Below are 17,785 nucleotides of genomic sequence, written 5' to 3' on the forward strand. Positions count from 1 at the left end.
TTATTAAAATACTTTCCACAATTTTTTCCGTAGCTATTACTTAAAATCACCTTTTATTACGATGCCCCCTCCCGCCTTCTCTCCAAAAAGGTAATACTCTCAATCACAACTTCAGTTCTATATATTCTCTTGCCTTGTTCATCATCGTAATTACTCGTCTGAATACGCCCTGTAATCCCAACAAGTGATCCCTTCTTACAATATTCAGTTACATTCTCAGCCGATTTTCGCCAAACGACATATCTCCATAAGTATGTACTTAAACTTCATGTACATATTTATCCCTATCCAACACTATAAAAACAAGTAAATTCTAAATTTTAAGAAATTATTGTTGTACACAAAAAAGCGACAATATATTATAGATTTATACACATATCTTTCGACCAAATCCGTAAAGTTAATGTACAAAATTATGTGATTGGGGGGGACAGTAAAAATGATTACTCTACAATTAGAAAATTATAAGTTTTTCTCTATTCCTGTTTGGCTAGAATGGAATACTTCAAGTAAAGGTGATATAACAAATAAGAAATTCTCAATTATTGGACTTAAAGAAACTTCAAATGACATACACATTGTACATCCATTAAGCGATTTTATACTAAGCAATTGGAAATATAATGCTTACAATACCCAAAGAAAACATTGTAATAATACGGTTTCTTTTCTAAACTACTTATTAACTAACAAGAAACAGTTAGGGATTAATAATCTAAAAGAATTAAAACTAGTACATGGAAATGATTTTCTTAATAATCTATCTCGCAAAGAAAGAACGGTAGGTACTGTTAAAGATGCTGAAAGAACACTGACATTATTTTATATTTGGCTTCAAAAGAAAGGATGCTTACCAAAAGTAAATGAAACCCTTTTTATAAAAAAAGAGACTTATCAAAGAACATATTATTTCCAATCCCCTTTTGAAGTCATCTATCCCACCAAAACAGTCTCAAAGCAAGAACATATGTTACCAGCAAAATACATTCCTCTATTATTAGAAATTGCTACCCTAAAAACAAAGCCAATCGCATTAGGAGTCTATCTACAAATATTTGGTGGCTTAAGAAGAGGCGAGGTTGTCAATTTGAAACGTTCAAACTTAAAGAGAAAATTAAATACTGGAGATTTTCTACTCACTTTAGAAAATCAAAATTTCAGAAAGGATATTAAAGATCATTCTGGATCCAGTAGCGTAAAAAAGCCTAGAAATCAGGCCATCCTACAAATATTTGACTGGGGAAAGGTTCTTTTTACAGATCATATTAATTTATATAAAGATCATACTGACTCAGGTGCTCTCTTTATAAATAGAGATGGAAAAGCTATGTCAGGAAAAAGCTACAGTCAATATTTTAATAAACTAAAACGTAATTTTATAAATTTCTTAAAAACATACGGTAACTCAGAAGAACAAATTCTTGCGAATCATTTACTCCTTGCAGATTGGTCTACTCATATAGGGCGAGGGACTTTCACTAACCTTATTGCCGAAAATACAGATAATCCTCTTGAAATAGCTTTTCATCGTGGAGATAATAACTTATTATCCTCTTTAACATATATGGTTAAGACGGATAGAATGAGAAAAAAAATTGAAGGTAAATTCGATAATATGCATGAAAATTATATACCTCGTCTTATTGATAGAAATAAATTTGATTAATACTATATTCCCTTCAAAAAAGAGGTGAACAAATGTCTACTGAAAATAATGGCGAACTCCAATACTTAACTGTACTGGAATTTAGTAAAGCACTAGGAATTCACGAATCTACAGCTTATAAATATATTAAAAGGGGCTTTATCTCAAAGATAAAAAACATTAAAGGACGTATGTATATTGATATAGACGAGATAGAAAAAACAAAAGAAAAAGCTAACCTAAATCCTGTTGATGATAGAAACTCCTACCTAACAGTATATGAAGTTTTTGAAGTTTTAAAAAAAGACGGTTTGAGTATACGAGGAACATCATGGATTCACGAAAAGGTTTCCACTGGGTTAATAAAAAGATATATGAAATTTAAAAATAAACTTTATATTCATAAAGAAGAAATAAAAACACTAAAAATTTATTATTTCGAACATTCTAACGCACATCTTCCTTCACAAAAAATTGAGGATTACTATACAATTAATGAACTTAGCCTAGAACTGGGAATCCCCAAAGAACGAATTTACAAATACATATATGCAAATAAAATCAGCACTTTTAAACTCCCTCATTCTAAAGGAAATATATTTTTTCTAAAGTCTCATTTATCATTAATAAAAAAAAAGATTGGCTATATAGATCAATTTAACCCTAAAGAATTTCTTTCCATTAATGAAATAATAAGTCAACTTAAAAAACACCGAATTAATGTGACAGATAGCTCAATCCGACGTCTAATACACACAAAGCGAATACCAAATTATGTAATGCATCTAAATAAATATTATTGTCATAAAAACGAACTCACCAACCTATTAAATTATTTTACTAAAAAAGATTATTACACACATGTAGATACAGCAACACAGAAACAAGAAAAAAACAAACACATGACAAATTTCTTAACCGTTAAACAAGCATCAGAAAAACTACAAGCTCCAACAATTTGGCTAAGAGGGCTTTTAAAAGACTACTTCCCTAATTCTACAAAAGTGCCTGCAGCTGGTGGATACCATTGGCTAGTATCAAAAATTGATTTAGAGAATTTCCAAAAAGAATACTACTATAATCATAAAACAAGAATGCTACATTTAATTGATCATTACGATTTGAATACCCTACGCTCTATTTCAGGATTTACATTTGATAAACTACGTTTAGATATAAAAAAAGGCCTATTGACAGGTGCTATAAAAATAAATAATAGGCTCTTTATCCCTATCCAAAATGCAAATAGGTATTTAGAAAGTCTACAATATGTATTAGATACTGTTTATGATACACATAAAGCTTTAAAAGACCTACTGAACCATTATCATAACCATCCTCCTCCCACTGATTTAATAAAAACATCGTCTATTTACAAAAAATGGGTGGACATCAAGATTAATTCTAGTAATGCTAGACCATCCTCCTTAAGAGGCTATACATTAAAATTTATTAATTTATATGATAAAATGCTTTCTTATTTCCATGAGGAAATATGGACTACTTCGAATGCTAAAATAGAGCTTTTTCTTTCCAACAAAACCTTATCTAATGAACTAAAAAAAATTTTCGTTCAGTTTTTGTCATATTGTGAAAATCAAAATGGAATAAATAGAGAAAAAAAATATTTATACTACTACTCAAAAAAAGATCCTGCTTATTCAGAAAAAAATATATACTCATTTGAAGTTTATCACCAATATTATACTCACGTTCAAAACATTGAAATGCATATTACTAACGCTACTAAATGTAGATACTACGCCAATATGTGGGCGTACACAATAATTCTTCTCACCAATAATTGGAGAGGAACAGATATTGTTCATGAATTCCCTTCTATAGAACTGGATTCTATAAGAGCAGACAAGTTATCTTGGTTCAAAACCAATAAATTAACCATGGAAGAATCACAAAGTATTATTAATCAACTTTATATTAAGCTTCGAAATGCCGTCGCAAACAAAGTTTCTGTACTTTATAACTTCTATGTATCTCCAAACTTAATAGAGAGCTTAGCGCATTCACTTGTCATTTCTGAACTTCATAAAAGAAATATACAAAATTACATTGCACTTCCTGAAAATTCTCTTATACTTGGTACTTTCTTTTTTGGCAAAAAAATTGTATCAACCAGAGTATCCGGAATGGATCAGCATTTAAACTTTTTTAATCCCTCTCCTCAATTAAAAGATTTTGACTGTTTAACCATGAATAGAAGTACCATGACTTATCTTTTTTATTCAATCTTAGAAGAAGATGGTGAAGATGCTGATTTAGCCCTAGAAATTACAAAAAACACTAGATCACACAAAAATTCAGATACAACTGCTATTTACATTCAAGCAAAAAATAAAGATGGTAGCATAAATAGAGTCTCAATAAACTTGTTAAACCGTGGTATGTTTGGGTGGTTATACAACTATATTTTACTTAGATTAAAAGAAGACTTACAACATGGACAAACAATTGAAGAACGAACCGATACTATTAAAGAGCTACGTAATTCTATTTCACCTATGGAACTAGAAAAATGGGCGATCTTTTTGCAAAACATTCATACTAATAAGAACCGTGTTTTAGATGAAATCAAGTATCTTCCAATGGAAGAACTGAAAACACTTGCAATAAAATTATTTACAAATCAAATGCCTTCGAAAGAAAAAGCGGGCCAATGTCTTGTATATCCTAATTGTAAAAGAAAAAATCTAAAAACATGTTATTCTTGTGAGTATTTTATCCCTGAAAAAATGGTGTTAATTGAAGCCATTAGTGAACTTAAGCGGTTAACTAGTTCATTAGAGAACACCAAGTATGATGCTATTAGAAAAAGGGATTCGTTTTTTCTTCTCAATATTATTTTATTAATTGACGAAGCAATTAAAGGTTTTGGTATTAATGTCGTCAATTCTTTTCTTCCTTTAAAAGAAAAAACAAAAATATTAGAGAAAGTTAAACAACATTTACTTTTATAAAAAAATACTATGTAAAGGATATATATTATGCAATTAAAAAAGATAATAAATATGGGGAGCACGCTAATAGCCGTTACTGAATCTATAACTTACAACGATATTAATGTTTCCAAATTCGAAAATATCTTTAACGATTTACTTATCAATGGATATATAATAGCAAAATCTTTTGATGATGATGAATGGCTTATTCCATGTAACATCCAAAATACACCTTTTAAGCTGTCATTTCATAAATTATTTTCATATAAAAAATTATGCACCATTATTAAATGTTATCTTTTATTACGACGCGCTTCAGGTATCTCACCTTCAACTATAGAAACTGAATTCAATATACTCAGGAAAATAATTTTAGCAACCGAGGGTGTAACTTCCACAGTTCAATTCGAAAAATTACTTTCTAGTTTCAGCATACCATGGGCTTCAACATTTGCACTTGTACTTAAAGAGTTTTTGAAATTTTCACCGTTGCCAGGACATGAAAAATACATAGAAATATGCGACTCATTCCCTTCACCTAAATGGAAAAATAGAGATTTACCCAATTTTTATCATGTTCTGCTTTTTGATGAAATAATTAATGATTTTAAATATAAGATAGTCCTACCTAGATACCATAAATATTATCCTGTAATTTTATGGTGGACTATTACAAATATTATTCCCATGAGACCCAATGAATTTTTAAGAATGAAATATAATTGTCTATATGAAAAAAATGATGGTAAAACATGGATTGTTATTCCGAGATCGAAACAAAAGTTCGATACCCCCAAACAACAAGAATATTTTCAACATATTCTTATTACTGATGATATGTCTAAGGCGATTAAAGATTTTCAATATGTGTTGAATACTTATAACATCCATACAGATAATCTATTCCCACAAGAATTTTATTGTCAGTTTTTTTCTAGAGGTATTAAGAGATCCTCAAATAGAATTTTAAAACATCAATTTCAAACTTTAATGAATAACTTTTATACAGAAATAGTTGAACAGATGTATTCACAGCACTCTTTAGATAAGATTTCTCCGGGTGATACAAGGCATTTTGCAATCATTAACATGTTCTTACAAGGATTTAATGTTTTATCCATCGCCAGATTAGCTGGACAAACAACTATACAACATGCGTCAAACTATTATTCTCATGCCAAATTATTTGCTCAATCATATGTATACAGACTTACTCAAACTATAGTTGAGAAACAAGCTCAAAACAAAATGTCTGGTGGCTTTTTGGGAACTAAAAGAAAAATTTTTGATAACAGAATATTATATTCACCTAAAAACTCAGACCAGTACCAGAAAGTTGATTATGGCTACTGCACTGATAAAAATTTCCCTAATAATTGCGTTGAGGATTGTAGAATATGTGTTAATCATTACTTTTTCAATCCATCTATCGATGAATATGACGAGGCGATTAAATGGTTAGAATCATACTCAAGGGACTTAGAAAATAGAATCAATGATCATCTTGAATATATTAAAGAATTTAGTTTATCGAAGTCACATGAACGAGTGAACTATCACGAGTCTCTTCTAACTAAACATTCTAGACAACTATTAAAGTATATGGACCACAAGGCTATTGTTGATGCAAAGTTTATAGAGGAGTGAAAAAACTGATGCTAAAAGGAAGACAAAAAAATTCAGGACGACCTAGAATTTTTACTGATCAGGAATTAAAAGAACTTGCATTAGAAGTAAAAAACAGATTAGGACACGTACATTTAACTTACTCTCTTCTTGAAAAAGAGACCGGCATTGGAAGAAACACCTGGAAAAGAAGATTAGAAAAAACTATAGCTGAATTAAATAAACCTATTTATCGAACAATTGGTGTAAACAAAGATGATGAGGTATATTTTCCAAACATAGAACAAATTTTTGAAATTTATAAGGGTAATACTCCTAAAATTATTAATGCACTTCATGAATTTGAAACAATGTTTATTAAGTTGTATGAAGAACTCCATACCCTAAAAAAAGATGAACAAAAAATTATCCATATAAAGCAAATTGCTGCTGAAAAAGATTTGCAAATTAAAAAGCTTAAAGTACAAGTTGAACATTATAAAAACCTTTACGATCAATTAACTCTTTCTAGTACCTTCCCTCACTTACAAGAAAAAACAGGACTCAAAGACAATCTTTTAGATTTCAACGCTAGCGTTGATAAAAACAGTAGATTAACAAATTTTAAAACTCTATTCGAAACTTCTAAAGACTCAATAAAATCCTCAGAAAAAAATAATTTAGAGGAACCTATCAATAAACTACAAGAGATGTTTCCTGATTTTTTCAATGAAAAATAATAAAGAACATGTACCAAACAAAAAGAATCCATTTTTTAAATGGATTCTTTTATAAAAGAGATTGATTAAAAGATAAGATAAAACCTATTAAATCAATGTTTTATTGAAAAAATCAGCTTTATTTCATCGCATTTTTATTTTAAACAGTGCGACTTTATTTCAAATCTACACGAACTGTTTGTATATTAGGTATTCAAAAATTTCCTAGCGTATATCTCATTACTAGGTATTTTAAACTTATAGTTTTAATTTTAGTATACTCATTTTCTTATTTTTTAAATAATAATCATACATCATACTCGCTGGTAACATTCTATTCTGGATATTTTCAAGTCCTAAACCGTGTAGCATCGATAATTGAACATATCCTTTATCTTGAATTGAATCTTCTTCTGTTGGGAACAGGAAACAATTTTTTATATCATCTATTCCATGTTTTGAAGTGAATTCCTTATATGCCTGTTGATATAAATATTGCTTGGTGATAGATTCAATTCCAGGCTGACCACTTAATTTTTTAGAATTCAAAAATAAATTATAGTATTTTGCATCAAATATTATAAATTGGCACTTATCATCAACTAGATTAACAGAAATTAAATCGGGAATTAATGTCTTCTTGGCTGAGTGTTCATATTCTTCTCCATTTTCATCTTCAAATTTCCATATTGGCTTTTCTATTATCGAAATTAAAGTGTCACTTTTAGTATATTTCTTATCTAGTGGCTTCGGTAACTTTAAAAACGAAAGTGGCGTTTGAAGCTGATTATCCAATACTTCCGCACATATTTTTTCCCAAATTAGGTTATAGGAATTTGTTCCATACATACTAAAGCTATCCATATCAGCCAATGTACCACCATAAGAAATATATGCATACATTGTCTTTAAAAGAAGCTGCTTCCTAGTATTAAATTGAATATTCAACTCTTTTTCAATTCGGTCTAGAATATACTCTTTATCTCCAAAGTCTGAAATCTCTTCATCAGTTAACGCAACGCCCATTATGTCAAAAAGATTTAGTAAATTAGCATCGCTCAATTCTTTTGTACCCTTAGTCAATATGTATTCATGTAGACGTTTGAAATAATCAAAATCATCATTTATCCTTTTTCGTGTTAATAAATCTGGATAAATTGGTCTATTATTTGAAAGCAAAGTGAATGTTTCATTTATGGTCTTATCCCATAAAATTTCCCCTGTTCCATTAATCTCAATTATATCTTTACTGCTAATATACGACCCATACTCATAGAAATCGTTCAGTAAAAACAATATTACTGCTAAAAGATTGAAAGCGCTACTGTCACTGGTTTCATTGTACATTCTGATAATTTGTTCTTTAGAATTGTACTTTGCAATAACTTTAAGGACTATTTTCATTTCTTCAGTTGGAGTATCAATACTCAGCAAATATTTAGGATAAATTATTAATAAGCGATTATCAATCGTAATAACACCTACATACGTGAAGACGTATAAATTCTCATTTTCGCCGACCTCAACATCAGCGACTTCTATATCTTCATCTAACAAGTCAGATAAAGCTTTCTGTTCATCAGATTTTTTCACAGACTTTAAAACGCCATATTGTTTTAGTTTCTTTAAAATTGAAACTAATTCTTCTTCTGAACAACTAAAAAGTTTAACTAGCAATTCCTGATTGTATCTTTTTTGTTCTCGTAGAAAAATAGAATTCATTATTCTTCATCCTCTACAGAAAAGACAGCAAATTTATTCCGAATGCCTTCTGCGAATATTTCTATACCTCTCTTATCAAAATCACTACAAATAGCCGAATATAACCTTGGATTAACTGCTCCTGAGAACAGACTAGGTCTCTTTTGTTTAGCGGCATCATCAAACAAGTACATAATCACCTTGTTCTTGAACACCTCCTTAAATATTTGGCTATCTTGCAATGCTCCTTTAGAAATGAAATGTGGACCAAGTAACTTATCTTCGTTCACATTATAGCTAAGAAGTTCTTCGTTAATTGCTTTTCTTAATTGATTCCAATTTACTTTAGCACCACTTTCGCCAAGAGAAATTTCACACTCTTTGATGTCATCTTCACCTTCATCAATTCCTTGATAAGTGAAATCCCACCTACGTTTAAATGCAGTATCCATAGGGAATACACCTTGGTCAGCACTATTCATTGAAGCCCAAATAAACATATTATCAGGTAATTTTATCTCAGAATATTCATTAGGATTTCCACCTAATTCCTTAGCAAGATATTTCTTCATATCTTCTGATGCTTGGATAGAGTATTCACTAACATTGTCATTATCTCGATCTAATAACTGGAATACATCTCCAAATACAGCGGCTACGTTAGCCCTATTAATTTCTTCAACTATCAATAGATATGGTTTAGGGTTTAAAGTCCTAGCATTTTTCAATGCCTTTACATATATTCTCATGAATGGTCCTGGAACATATTCATACGAAATTTCAGACACAATATTTTTGTTCGAAATCAAGTTCACAAACCGACGTATTGCTCTTCCGTGGTTTCGCTCAACACTATTATCCCCTGCAGCATTAGTACCATCTTTCTTGCGGGTATTAAATTTATCATCTGTATAAAGCCCGAGTAATAACGGCAAACGTGTTAAGTCACCATCTTTAAATTTATCATACAGTAGATCGTATTTTTCCTGTGCTGTTTTTTTATCATCTAATAACACAGATAAGATACTCTTTTCATCCCCGTCTACATTTAAAAGTGGGTCTGTTTCTACCATTGTTGGCTTATAAGTTCCTACAAAATTTGCATAAGAATAATCAGGATGAAATGTTACTCTTTCGCATTCACCACCATCAGAGAGTAGCTTTTTACGCTCTTTTTCCAAAGTATAACTTTTTCCTGTTCCTGGAGCTCCAAAAATAATTCGATTATGTGGAAAATCTGTTTTAAAGTTAGTTATATAATTCGAAGAAGAACTTTCTTCAGAAAAATTCTTCTCTTCAGCTTCACTATTAATATCAACTTCATTGACAATCGTATTTACTTTTTGCGACGACAACTTAAGGAAGGTCTCTACTCTTTTTTGATACTCTTCTAACTCTAGTTCTTTATCGTCAACTCCAGAAACAACCCAGTTGTTGTATGATACGTTTGGATTCAGTTCATCTTTTAGAGCAGAATTTAATATTCTTAGAGAACCTTTTGCTTCCTTATCACTTTTAATATTGACACTGGATTTTGTATCAATAAGTGCTTTGTAAATACTATTTTGGTTGAAAATAATATCATTTTCTCCATCAACCAATTTATAGATTGCACCTTCAGAAAGTATAGAAAGAATTGAAATTAATCTATCTTCGTATTTCTTTTCTTTTTCAACAGTTAGTCCAATCCAAGATAACAATACTTTATAGTACTCATCTCGGTCGTCTCCAATCACCTCGTGAATTACATCAGCATTGATGGTAAAATTAATTTCTTTTTCAAATCTTGCTCCACCTGTTCTCTCAGCACTAGCAGGCTTATCATCAATAAAATCAACTTCTGCTAACTTCCAAATCAACTCAAATACAACGATTAAAGCTTCTAATTGAGACTTGAATAGAGGATTTTTATTCACTATTTCAATAAAATCTTCTTCGGTAATACTTGCATCATTCAAAATATCCTGGTTTTTTTTCAACAATTTTGATTTCAACCTATCATCAATAATGATTTGATTACCTTGAGATTTTGAATATTTTAATTCTGATTTCCCTTCTGATGCTTCAAAAAACAAAATTGCAAGTCCTAGTGTGCTTTTAACTTCTGGTAACGATGATTTGATTCCTAACTTTAAATCAATCTCATCATACTTAGTTAATTGATAGGGACGTGTCATGTAATTATCTCCTCATGTCATTTAATATTGTCTTCGCTATAGAGTTTGCGAGCATTGGTGGTACAGCATTTCCAACCTGCTTCATTTGAGAAGTTTTTGTACCAAAGAATCTGAAGTCATCCGGAAATGATTGAATTCGTGCGGCTTCTCTTACCGTAATTGCACGATTTAGAAATGGATGAGTAAATTTACCAGACGACGGCGTATCAAAACGAGTTGTTACCGTTACAGATACTTCATCTTTTCTCATTCGAGTCCATGTTCCACTATATATGGATTTAGTCAGATGTTCTTTGGGTAATACCTCTCTTCCGGCATTCGGTGGGATTAACTTCAATCTTTCAAGAGCTACTTTAGAATGATTAGTTGCAACATGATTATATAATTGCGTACTTTTTTTTCTCATCACTTGTTGATAGAAGCTTTCTGCAGCTTTTCTATAATCCTGCACCTCATTTCCCTCACCTGATTCTAGAAAGGCGAGGTCGCTAATCGCATCCCAAATGGTATTTTTTTCATTTTTTGGTTTTGGGAATTCTGCTGGGGCGAGTCCTCTTTTTCCAATAATAACGGCCCTTTTACGATTTTGTGGCACTCCAAAATCTGCAGCATTCAAAACACCTGAACTTAGCGAATATCCCAAAGACTTAAACAAGTCATATATTTCCTTTTTAAAGTAGCCTTTTTCAGCCGTCAGCAAGTTGGGAACGTTTTCCATAACGAAATACATCGGTTTAATCAATCCAACAACCGAGACAAAATACTTAAAGAGAAAATTTCTGTCATCATTAATAGTTTTTCGCTGTCCTTTTTGAGAAAACCCTTGACATGGTGGACCACCAATTATCACATCTATTTTTCCAACGTATGGACAAAAAACATTTTTTATATCTAATTCCGCTATGTCACCGACTATCATTTTAGTGTTTCTATGATTTTTTTTATATGCATTGGCTATTGATTCGTCATATTCATTTGCTAATACAACCTCAAAACCTTCTTGTTCAAAACCAAGTGATAACCCACCAACACCCGCAAATAAATCAATTACTGTGGGTTTCATTACTCAATCTCCTCAATTCTGCTTTGTGCAATATTAAAATATTCTTGATCCAATTCAACACCAATGAAATTTCTACTAAGTCTTTTCGTAACCACACCTGTTGTGCCACTACCCATAAACGGATCAAGAACCCAATCATTGGCATTAGAAAGAAGCTCTACGAAATGTTTTATCAAACTTTCTGGTTTTTGAGTTGGATGTTTCCCGTATTTCTTTTCGGTGCTGGATGTCAAAGAAGTTTCAATAAAATCATGGAATAAGGCTCCTTCATTATTGAACGTACCAGTTCTTGTTTTATACGTAAAATAAACCCATGCTTCTGTTGAATTCACAAAATGTAAATTCATATTTCTCGGCATTGGGTTTGTTTTATGCCATATCCCAGTGGTTTTATAATAGAATCCATGTTTTTCCGCTAAACTAATTAATGTTTCAACTTTGATTATTGCCATGAAAACAATCATAGATCCGCCTTTTTTCATAACTCTAGCTGATTCTTCAAAAAAAGAGTCCATTGAATCTTTCCACTCATCAAATTCCATATCATCCCATCCAGCAGTAGCGAAAAAATTTTCCCTCATTTTTTTTAGATTGGTATCTCGGTTTCTCATAAAATTCCCAAGATTATATGGTGGATCAGTAACTATCAAATCAATTTTATTTGTTTCAATTTTTTTCATTGATTTTATGCAGTCATCATTATATAAAATGTTTTCAATCATGATTATACTTTCCTTCCCCTTGCATTTAACTAAAATGCACTTTTGCCACTTTTTATCCATTCATCAAGCTCAGAACACTTAAACTTCCACATTCTTCCGACTTTATGAGCCGGAATATCACAATTTTCATTTTTTATCCAATTACGCAGAGTAACCGTTTTTATACCTAAATATTTTGCAGCGTCATCTATGTTGATGTAGCTATCATTAATTTTTTCATTCATGGTTTTCACTCCAATGCTATTAAAAAAATAACTCTCATATTATACCCTTAAGTCACTCTGTTTTACAATATATTTTAATATTAGTTGATATTAGTTGATATTTAAATCCTATTGTTTTTATACAGTAACACCCCATTCTAATTTAAATACTCCTTTAGAAAAAAATTATAAAACTATCTCTTCCTCTAAATGTAAACCAAAATAAAAAGGCTTCAGATTCCGCATAGGCTCTGAAACCTTTAATTCAAGCACTCTCTGCTAATTTTACATTGTATTAAATTACCTATTAATATTTCAATGTAAATCATATCTACTGAATTACTATAATTATTTTGTAAATGGCGTAATACTTCTAAATTATCCCCATGAAAAATAAATTTTCACTATTTTTATTTTCATCGGAAGTGATTATGTTGGTTTGGAATAAAGCTCAATTAAAATCATTCTACTATGGAATAGCATATTTAATTCTTGGATTAACTTTTAAAACGTTCACTCTAAGTATAAATGTAGGTTTATACTAAATTTTGCTTAGTGTACAAACTTCACGTTTTGTTGTCGATATGCCCTACACCCAACTAGACAATTCTGTTTGATTTTTGGTAAAAAGACATCTAAACATTTCATTTAATTAGATTATTATTAATATTTAATATATAAAGTCACTGTACCTCTAATGAACTATTGAAGAAAGATGATTTCTATCAAAATTTATTATAAATTATCAATTTTTTTATAAAACCACAAATTATATTACTTGCAATATTTTTAATTTATTATATATAGGTTTATTTTATTATGTACAATTATATATCATGATGACCTATACTTTTTGTACATGTTATTAATTTTGTACAGCTACCTATTTCAGTTCAACGTTAATACTGCTAATAGATGGGATTAAAAATACAATTATGTACATTAGAGATTATGGAGATATTATCACACAATTAATAAAATCGACTTGTTGTTCACCTAAACTATTTCGAAATCCTCTATTCACCGCAATACATATTCTTGCATAAGCAACGCCTTGTTTTGTGTAGTATAATTCTGGCTCCTTTGTCAATCTACCGATTAATACAACTCGATTCATCATAAGTTATACCACCTCACATATTTTTCTTCATTGTAAGGAGAAGTATTTGAATAGTAAAAAGCACAAAATGATATATCCGTAAGTAAAAAGTATTATTTTAGACCTTACAAAACAAAAAAAGAAACCATACATAGTTCAAACATGTATGGTTTCAAAATTTATTACACTTCAGTACAAGATATGTAATATCCTCCGCGAGCCATCTTTATTTCAGCACGGTACATTACATTTTCTAAGTAAAAAGTAATCGGTTTAACTTTACTCTCAAATTTTAGTCTTTCATTGCATTCAGTTGCATATCCTTCAATCGCTGAAGTAATAACTTCAGATGATGGATACGTTAAAGCTTCATCTAGTTCTATGAAAAAACTTTTAGAAAATAGTTTTTTCATAATCCCCTTCTTCTCTTTCATCATATTCCATCTCCTTCAATTCAAGTTGATAACATCCATATTATACCATACGTTCAATATATCTTTGAAAATAAAAAAAACCTGCATTTTTCATGCAGGTTTTTTTTATTAGTCATTTTTCGTAAAGTAAGAAACGAAACGAAGAATTTCTAAGTATAACCAAACTAATGTAAGCATTAGTCCCATTGCAGTGTACCACTCCATATATTTCGGAGCTTGACTACGTACACCATTTTCGATTAAATCGAAATCTAGTAATAAGTTTAATGCAGCAACTACAATAACAACTGCACTAATAATAATACCGATTGTACCACCTTGGTGAATGTATGGAACAGTTACACCAAACATATTTAGTAGGAATACGACTAAATACATAACCATAATTCCGAGTGTTGCTGCCATAACGCCTGTACGGAATTTATCCGTTACTTTTACTACGCGTGTTGCATATAACACTAACATTGCAAATAGAATTGAGATTGTTAGTAATACAGCATTTAAAACGATAGAATCGCCAAATTTCATTGTATAAACTGCTGAAATACTTCCTAACACAACCCCTTCTACCGCCGCATAGATTGGTGCACCAAAAGGTGAAATACGCGGGAAGAACATAGACGCAAATGCGATGATTGCCGCAACGATTAAAGCACCAATTAATACTGGCATCTTCATCGTCCCCTGCATCATCTGTATGTATGAATAGACAGACGTTGCAAGTAGCAAGATAAGCATAATGAACGTTTTGCCTACTGTTCCGCCAATCGTCATCGCAGAAGCGCTTGCTCCCTCTTTACGGAATGCCTCTTTTTTCAACATTGGATTAGATGTTCTCATTTTTTCCCTCCTAAAATAGGTTCTACCAATAGTGTAAAGTTTTTCTCTTTACTTTTCAATATATGCAGCTTGTTTTTATTTTAATCCTTCAACGATGTCTGATAGTTCACTCCATCTTTCCATCTTTTTTTCTAGCTCTTCTTCTGTTTTCTGCTGTGCTTCAGATAATTCTTGTGCCTTTGTGAAGTCAGATCCAACTTTCGCAAGTTCTTCTCCAATTGACTCAATTTTTTCTTCAAGTTCGGCAATTGTATCTTCAATCGTTTCCCATTCACGCTGCTCATTGTATGAAAGTTTACGTTTACGTTGTTGTTTTGGAGCTTCTTCTACTACTTTTTTCTCTTTTTGAACTTCCGCTTTCTCCATAAGTTCTCTCGTTTTTTCCATTTCTAAATAATCTGTATAACTACCTAGGAACTCACGCACTTCGCCTCCGCCAGTAAAGATGAACAGTTCATCTACTACTTTATCTAAGAAGTAACGGTCATGCGATACAGTTAAAACGACACCTGGGAAATCTTCTAAATAATCTTCTAGTACTGTTAATGTTTGTGTATCTAGATCATTCGTAGGTTCATCAAGTAAAAGTACGTTTGGTTCTCCCATTAAAATACGTAATAAATATAAACGTCTTCTTTCACCACCAGATAGTTTACCAAGCGGTGTACCATGTGAATGAGTCGGGAATAAGAAACGTTCTAACATTTGAGATGCACCAATTACTTTTCCATCTGTTGTATGAATAACTTCTGCAATCTCTTTAATGTATTCAATCATACGCTGATTTAAATTCATCTCTTCATTTTCTTGCGTATAATAAGCAACTTTTACAGTTTGCCCAACTTCAATTTCACCACTATCAGGAGATAACTTACCTGCAAGCATATTTAATAGCGAAGATTTCCCGCTTCCATTCGCTCCAATAATTCCGATGCGATCGCCTGGTTTCACGATATGATTAAAGTTGTTTAATACCGTTTTATCACCAAATTTTTTCGTCACATCTTTTAACTCAAGTACTTTTTTCCCAAGACGGCTACCGCTAAGTGCAATATCAACTGACTGTTTTGCAGCTGGCCCTTCTTGGCCCTTTAGCTCATCAAATCGTTGAATACGTGCCTTTTGCTTTGTTGAACGGGCTTTTGCACCGCGGCGGATCCATGCTAGTTCGCGGCGATATAAGTTTTGACGTTTTGATTCTTGCGCAATTTCTTGTTCTTCACGAAGTGCTTTCGCTTCTAAAAACGTACTGTAATTCCCTTCATAACTATACAGTTTTCCATTATCTAATTCGAAAATACGATTCGTCACACGATCTAAGAAATAACGATCATGGGTTACAAGTAATACTGCGCCATTATATCGAGCTAAATATTCCTCTAACCATTCCACTGTCTCATGATCAAGATGGTTCGTAGGCTCATCTAAAATTAATAGATCCGGTGTTTCAATAAAACATTGCGCCATCGCAATACGTTTTTTCTGTCCACCAGATAAATTTCCAACAGTTGCAGTGAAGTCCGTAATTCCTAATTTCGTTAAAAGAGATTTCGCATTTGCATTTGCTTCCCATGCACTCATTGCATCCATACGTTGCTGCACTGCAAATAATTGTTCCTGTACTTTTTCATTACTTGGATCTTTTTCAATATGTAATAGCGCCTTTTCATACTCACGAAGAAGACGAATTAAAGGAGTATCACCATGGAAGACTTGCTCTAGCACTGTTAGTTGTTCATCAAACTCTGGTTGCTGTGATAAATAACTAATTGTATACCCACGAGAATGAGTCATATCACCTGTATCAGGAATTTCTGCCCCTGCAATAATTTTTAATAACGTCGATTTACCAGTTCCGTTTACACCGATAATTCCGGCACGGTGTCCTTCTGCAATACTAAATGATAATCCATCAAATAACGGTTTTTCTCCATATGATTTTGATAAGTTTTCCACAGTTAACATTTTCATATTTGTGCATTCCACTCTTTCATAAATTGTTCAATAAACTGTTCCATATAACGATGACGAACTTCCGCCTCTTGTTTTGCTGCGTTCGTGTTCATTAAGTCTTTTAATTTCAAAAGTTTTTCATAAAAATGATTTAAAGATGGATCGTTATTTTTTCTATATTCATCTTTCGTCATCACTTCACGCGGAGGAATAGTTGGATCATACATTAATCTCCCTTTCGCTCCACCATACGCAAATGTGCGAGCTATTCCAATTGCTCCAAGGGCGTCTAAGCGATCCGCATCTTGAACAAGCTTCCCTTCAAGTGAATCCACTTTACCGCCATGACCACCTTTATAAGACATATTGGCGATGATATGAAGAACATGTTTACTTTCCTCTTCTTCCACATGTAACTCTTCTAACCAATCAGAAACTTTTTTCATTCCTTCTTCTTCACTTTCATTTAACTTCTCATCTGCCACATCGTGAAGTAATGCTGCCATTTCAATTATAAAACGATTTCCCCCTTCTTGCTCGGATAAAGAAATCGCCAGTTTATGTACGCGTTCAATATGATACCAATCATGCCCACTCGCATCTTTTTCTAAAATATGTTTTACAAAAGTAATTGTTTTTTGAATCTTTTCTTGTTTTGTCATTTTAT

Annotated in this window: 13 protein-coding genes and 2 pseudogenes; 4 read left to right on the plus strand and 11 right to left on the minus strand. The window is 31.6% G+C overall.

Annotated features, from left to right (window positions below; all coding sequences use genetic code 11):
- Positions 1-56: 56 nt before the first annotated feature.
- Positions 57-242: pseudogene (gene ssb, locus OXT04_RS10430) on the minus strand (single-stranded DNA-binding protein); the annotation flags it as partial.
- 197 nt (positions 243-439) lie between these two features.
- Here ssb and OXT04_RS10435 point away from each other — a divergent pair.
- The 4 genes from OXT04_RS10435 to OXT04_RS10450 are packed head-to-tail and all read left to right on the plus strand — an operon-like array spanning position 440 to position 6,947.
- Positions 440-1,666, plus strand: coding sequence for a hypothetical protein (locus OXT04_RS10435; protein WP_267414318.1), 1,227 nt, complete (start codon positions 440-442; stop codon positions 1,664-1,666).
- Positions 1,667-1,698: 32 nt separating this feature from the next.
- Positions 1,699-4,620, plus strand: coding sequence for a helix-turn-helix domain-containing protein (locus tag OXT04_RS10440; protein ID WP_267414319.1), 2,922 nt, complete (start codon positions 1,699-1,701; stop codon positions 4,618-4,620).
- A gap of 27 nt (positions 4,621-4,647) precedes the next feature.
- On the plus strand, positions 4,648-6,249 hold the full coding sequence (locus OXT04_RS10445) for a site-specific integrase (RefSeq protein ID WP_267414321.1): 1,602 nt from the start codon (positions 4,648-4,650) through the stop codon (positions 6,247-6,249).
- 8 nt (positions 6,250-6,257) lie between these two features.
- Complete coding sequence (locus OXT04_RS10450) at positions 6,258-6,947, plus strand: hypothetical protein (protein ID WP_267414323.1); 690 nt, start codon at positions 6,258-6,260, stop codon at positions 6,945-6,947.
- Positions 6,948-7,184: 237 nt separating this feature from the next.
- Here OXT04_RS10450 and OXT04_RS10455 read toward each other — a convergent pair whose 3' ends face one another.
- The 10 genes and pseudogenes from OXT04_RS10455 to OXT04_RS10500 form a co-directional block, all read right to left on the minus strand.
- Positions 7,185-8,648, minus strand: a complete 1,464-nt coding sequence (locus OXT04_RS10455; RefSeq protein ID WP_267414324.1) for an LlaJI family restriction endonuclease — start codon at positions 8,646-8,648, stop codon at positions 7,185-7,187.
- Positions 8,648-10,804, minus strand: coding sequence for an AAA family ATPase (locus OXT04_RS10460; RefSeq protein WP_267414326.1), 2,157 nt, complete (start codon positions 10,802-10,804; stop codon positions 8,648-8,650). Before OXT04_RS10460 ends, OXT04_RS10455 begins: the two co-directional genes overlap by 1 nt.
- A 4-nt stretch (positions 10,805-10,808) precedes the next feature.
- Positions 10,809-11,867, minus strand: coding sequence for a DNA cytosine methyltransferase (locus tag OXT04_RS10465; RefSeq protein ID WP_267414328.1), 1,059 nt, complete (start codon positions 11,865-11,867; stop codon positions 10,809-10,811).
- A complete protein-coding gene (locus tag OXT04_RS10470) occupies positions 11,867-12,589 on the minus strand; it encodes a DNA-methyltransferase (protein WP_001992829.1) in 723 nt (240 codons plus the stop codon). The genes OXT04_RS10465 and OXT04_RS10470 overlap by 1 nt, the downstream gene beginning before the upstream one ends.
- Before the next feature lie 29 nt (positions 12,590-12,618).
- Positions 12,619-12,813 carry a helix-turn-helix domain-containing protein gene (locus OXT04_RS10475; RefSeq protein ID WP_001992799.1) on the minus strand — a complete coding sequence of 65 codons (195 nt, stop codon included), beginning with the start codon at positions 12,811-12,813 and terminating at the stop codon, positions 12,619-12,621.
- Positions 12,814-13,753: 940 nt separating this feature from the next.
- Positions 13,754-13,912 (minus strand): annotated as a pseudogene (locus tag OXT04_RS10480) (single-stranded DNA-binding protein); the annotation flags it as partial.
- A 161-nt stretch (positions 13,913-14,073) separates the two neighbouring features.
- Positions 14,074-14,328 carry a DUF4318 domain-containing protein gene (locus tag OXT04_RS10485; protein WP_000975133.1) on the minus strand — a complete coding sequence of 85 codons (255 nt, stop codon included), beginning with the start codon at positions 14,326-14,328 and terminating at the stop codon, positions 14,074-14,076.
- Positions 14,329-14,433: 105 nt separating this feature from the next.
- A complete protein-coding gene (locus OXT04_RS10490; protein WP_001260655.1) occupies positions 14,434-15,165 on the minus strand; it encodes a Bax inhibitor-1/YccA family protein in 732 nt (243 codons plus the stop codon).
- 75 nt (positions 15,166-15,240) lie between these two features.
- Entirely contained in the window at positions 15,241-17,136 is a 1,896-nt protein-coding gene (locus OXT04_RS10495) for an ABC-F family ATP-binding cassette domain-containing protein (RefSeq protein WP_000783191.1), read from the minus strand.
- Complete coding sequence (locus tag OXT04_RS10500) at positions 17,133-17,780, minus strand: HD domain-containing protein (RefSeq protein WP_000165961.1); 648 nt, start codon at positions 17,778-17,780, stop codon at positions 17,133-17,135. The genes OXT04_RS10495 and OXT04_RS10500 overlap by 4 nt, the downstream gene beginning before the upstream one ends.
- Positions 17,781-17,785: the final 5 nt, after the last annotated feature.

The sequence above is a fragment of the Bacillus sp. GC_Bacil_1 genome, assembly GCF_026540675.1.
In the GTDB taxonomy this organism is placed as follows: Bacteria; Bacillota; Bacilli; order Bacillales; family Bacillaceae_G; genus Bacillus_A; species Bacillus_A cereus.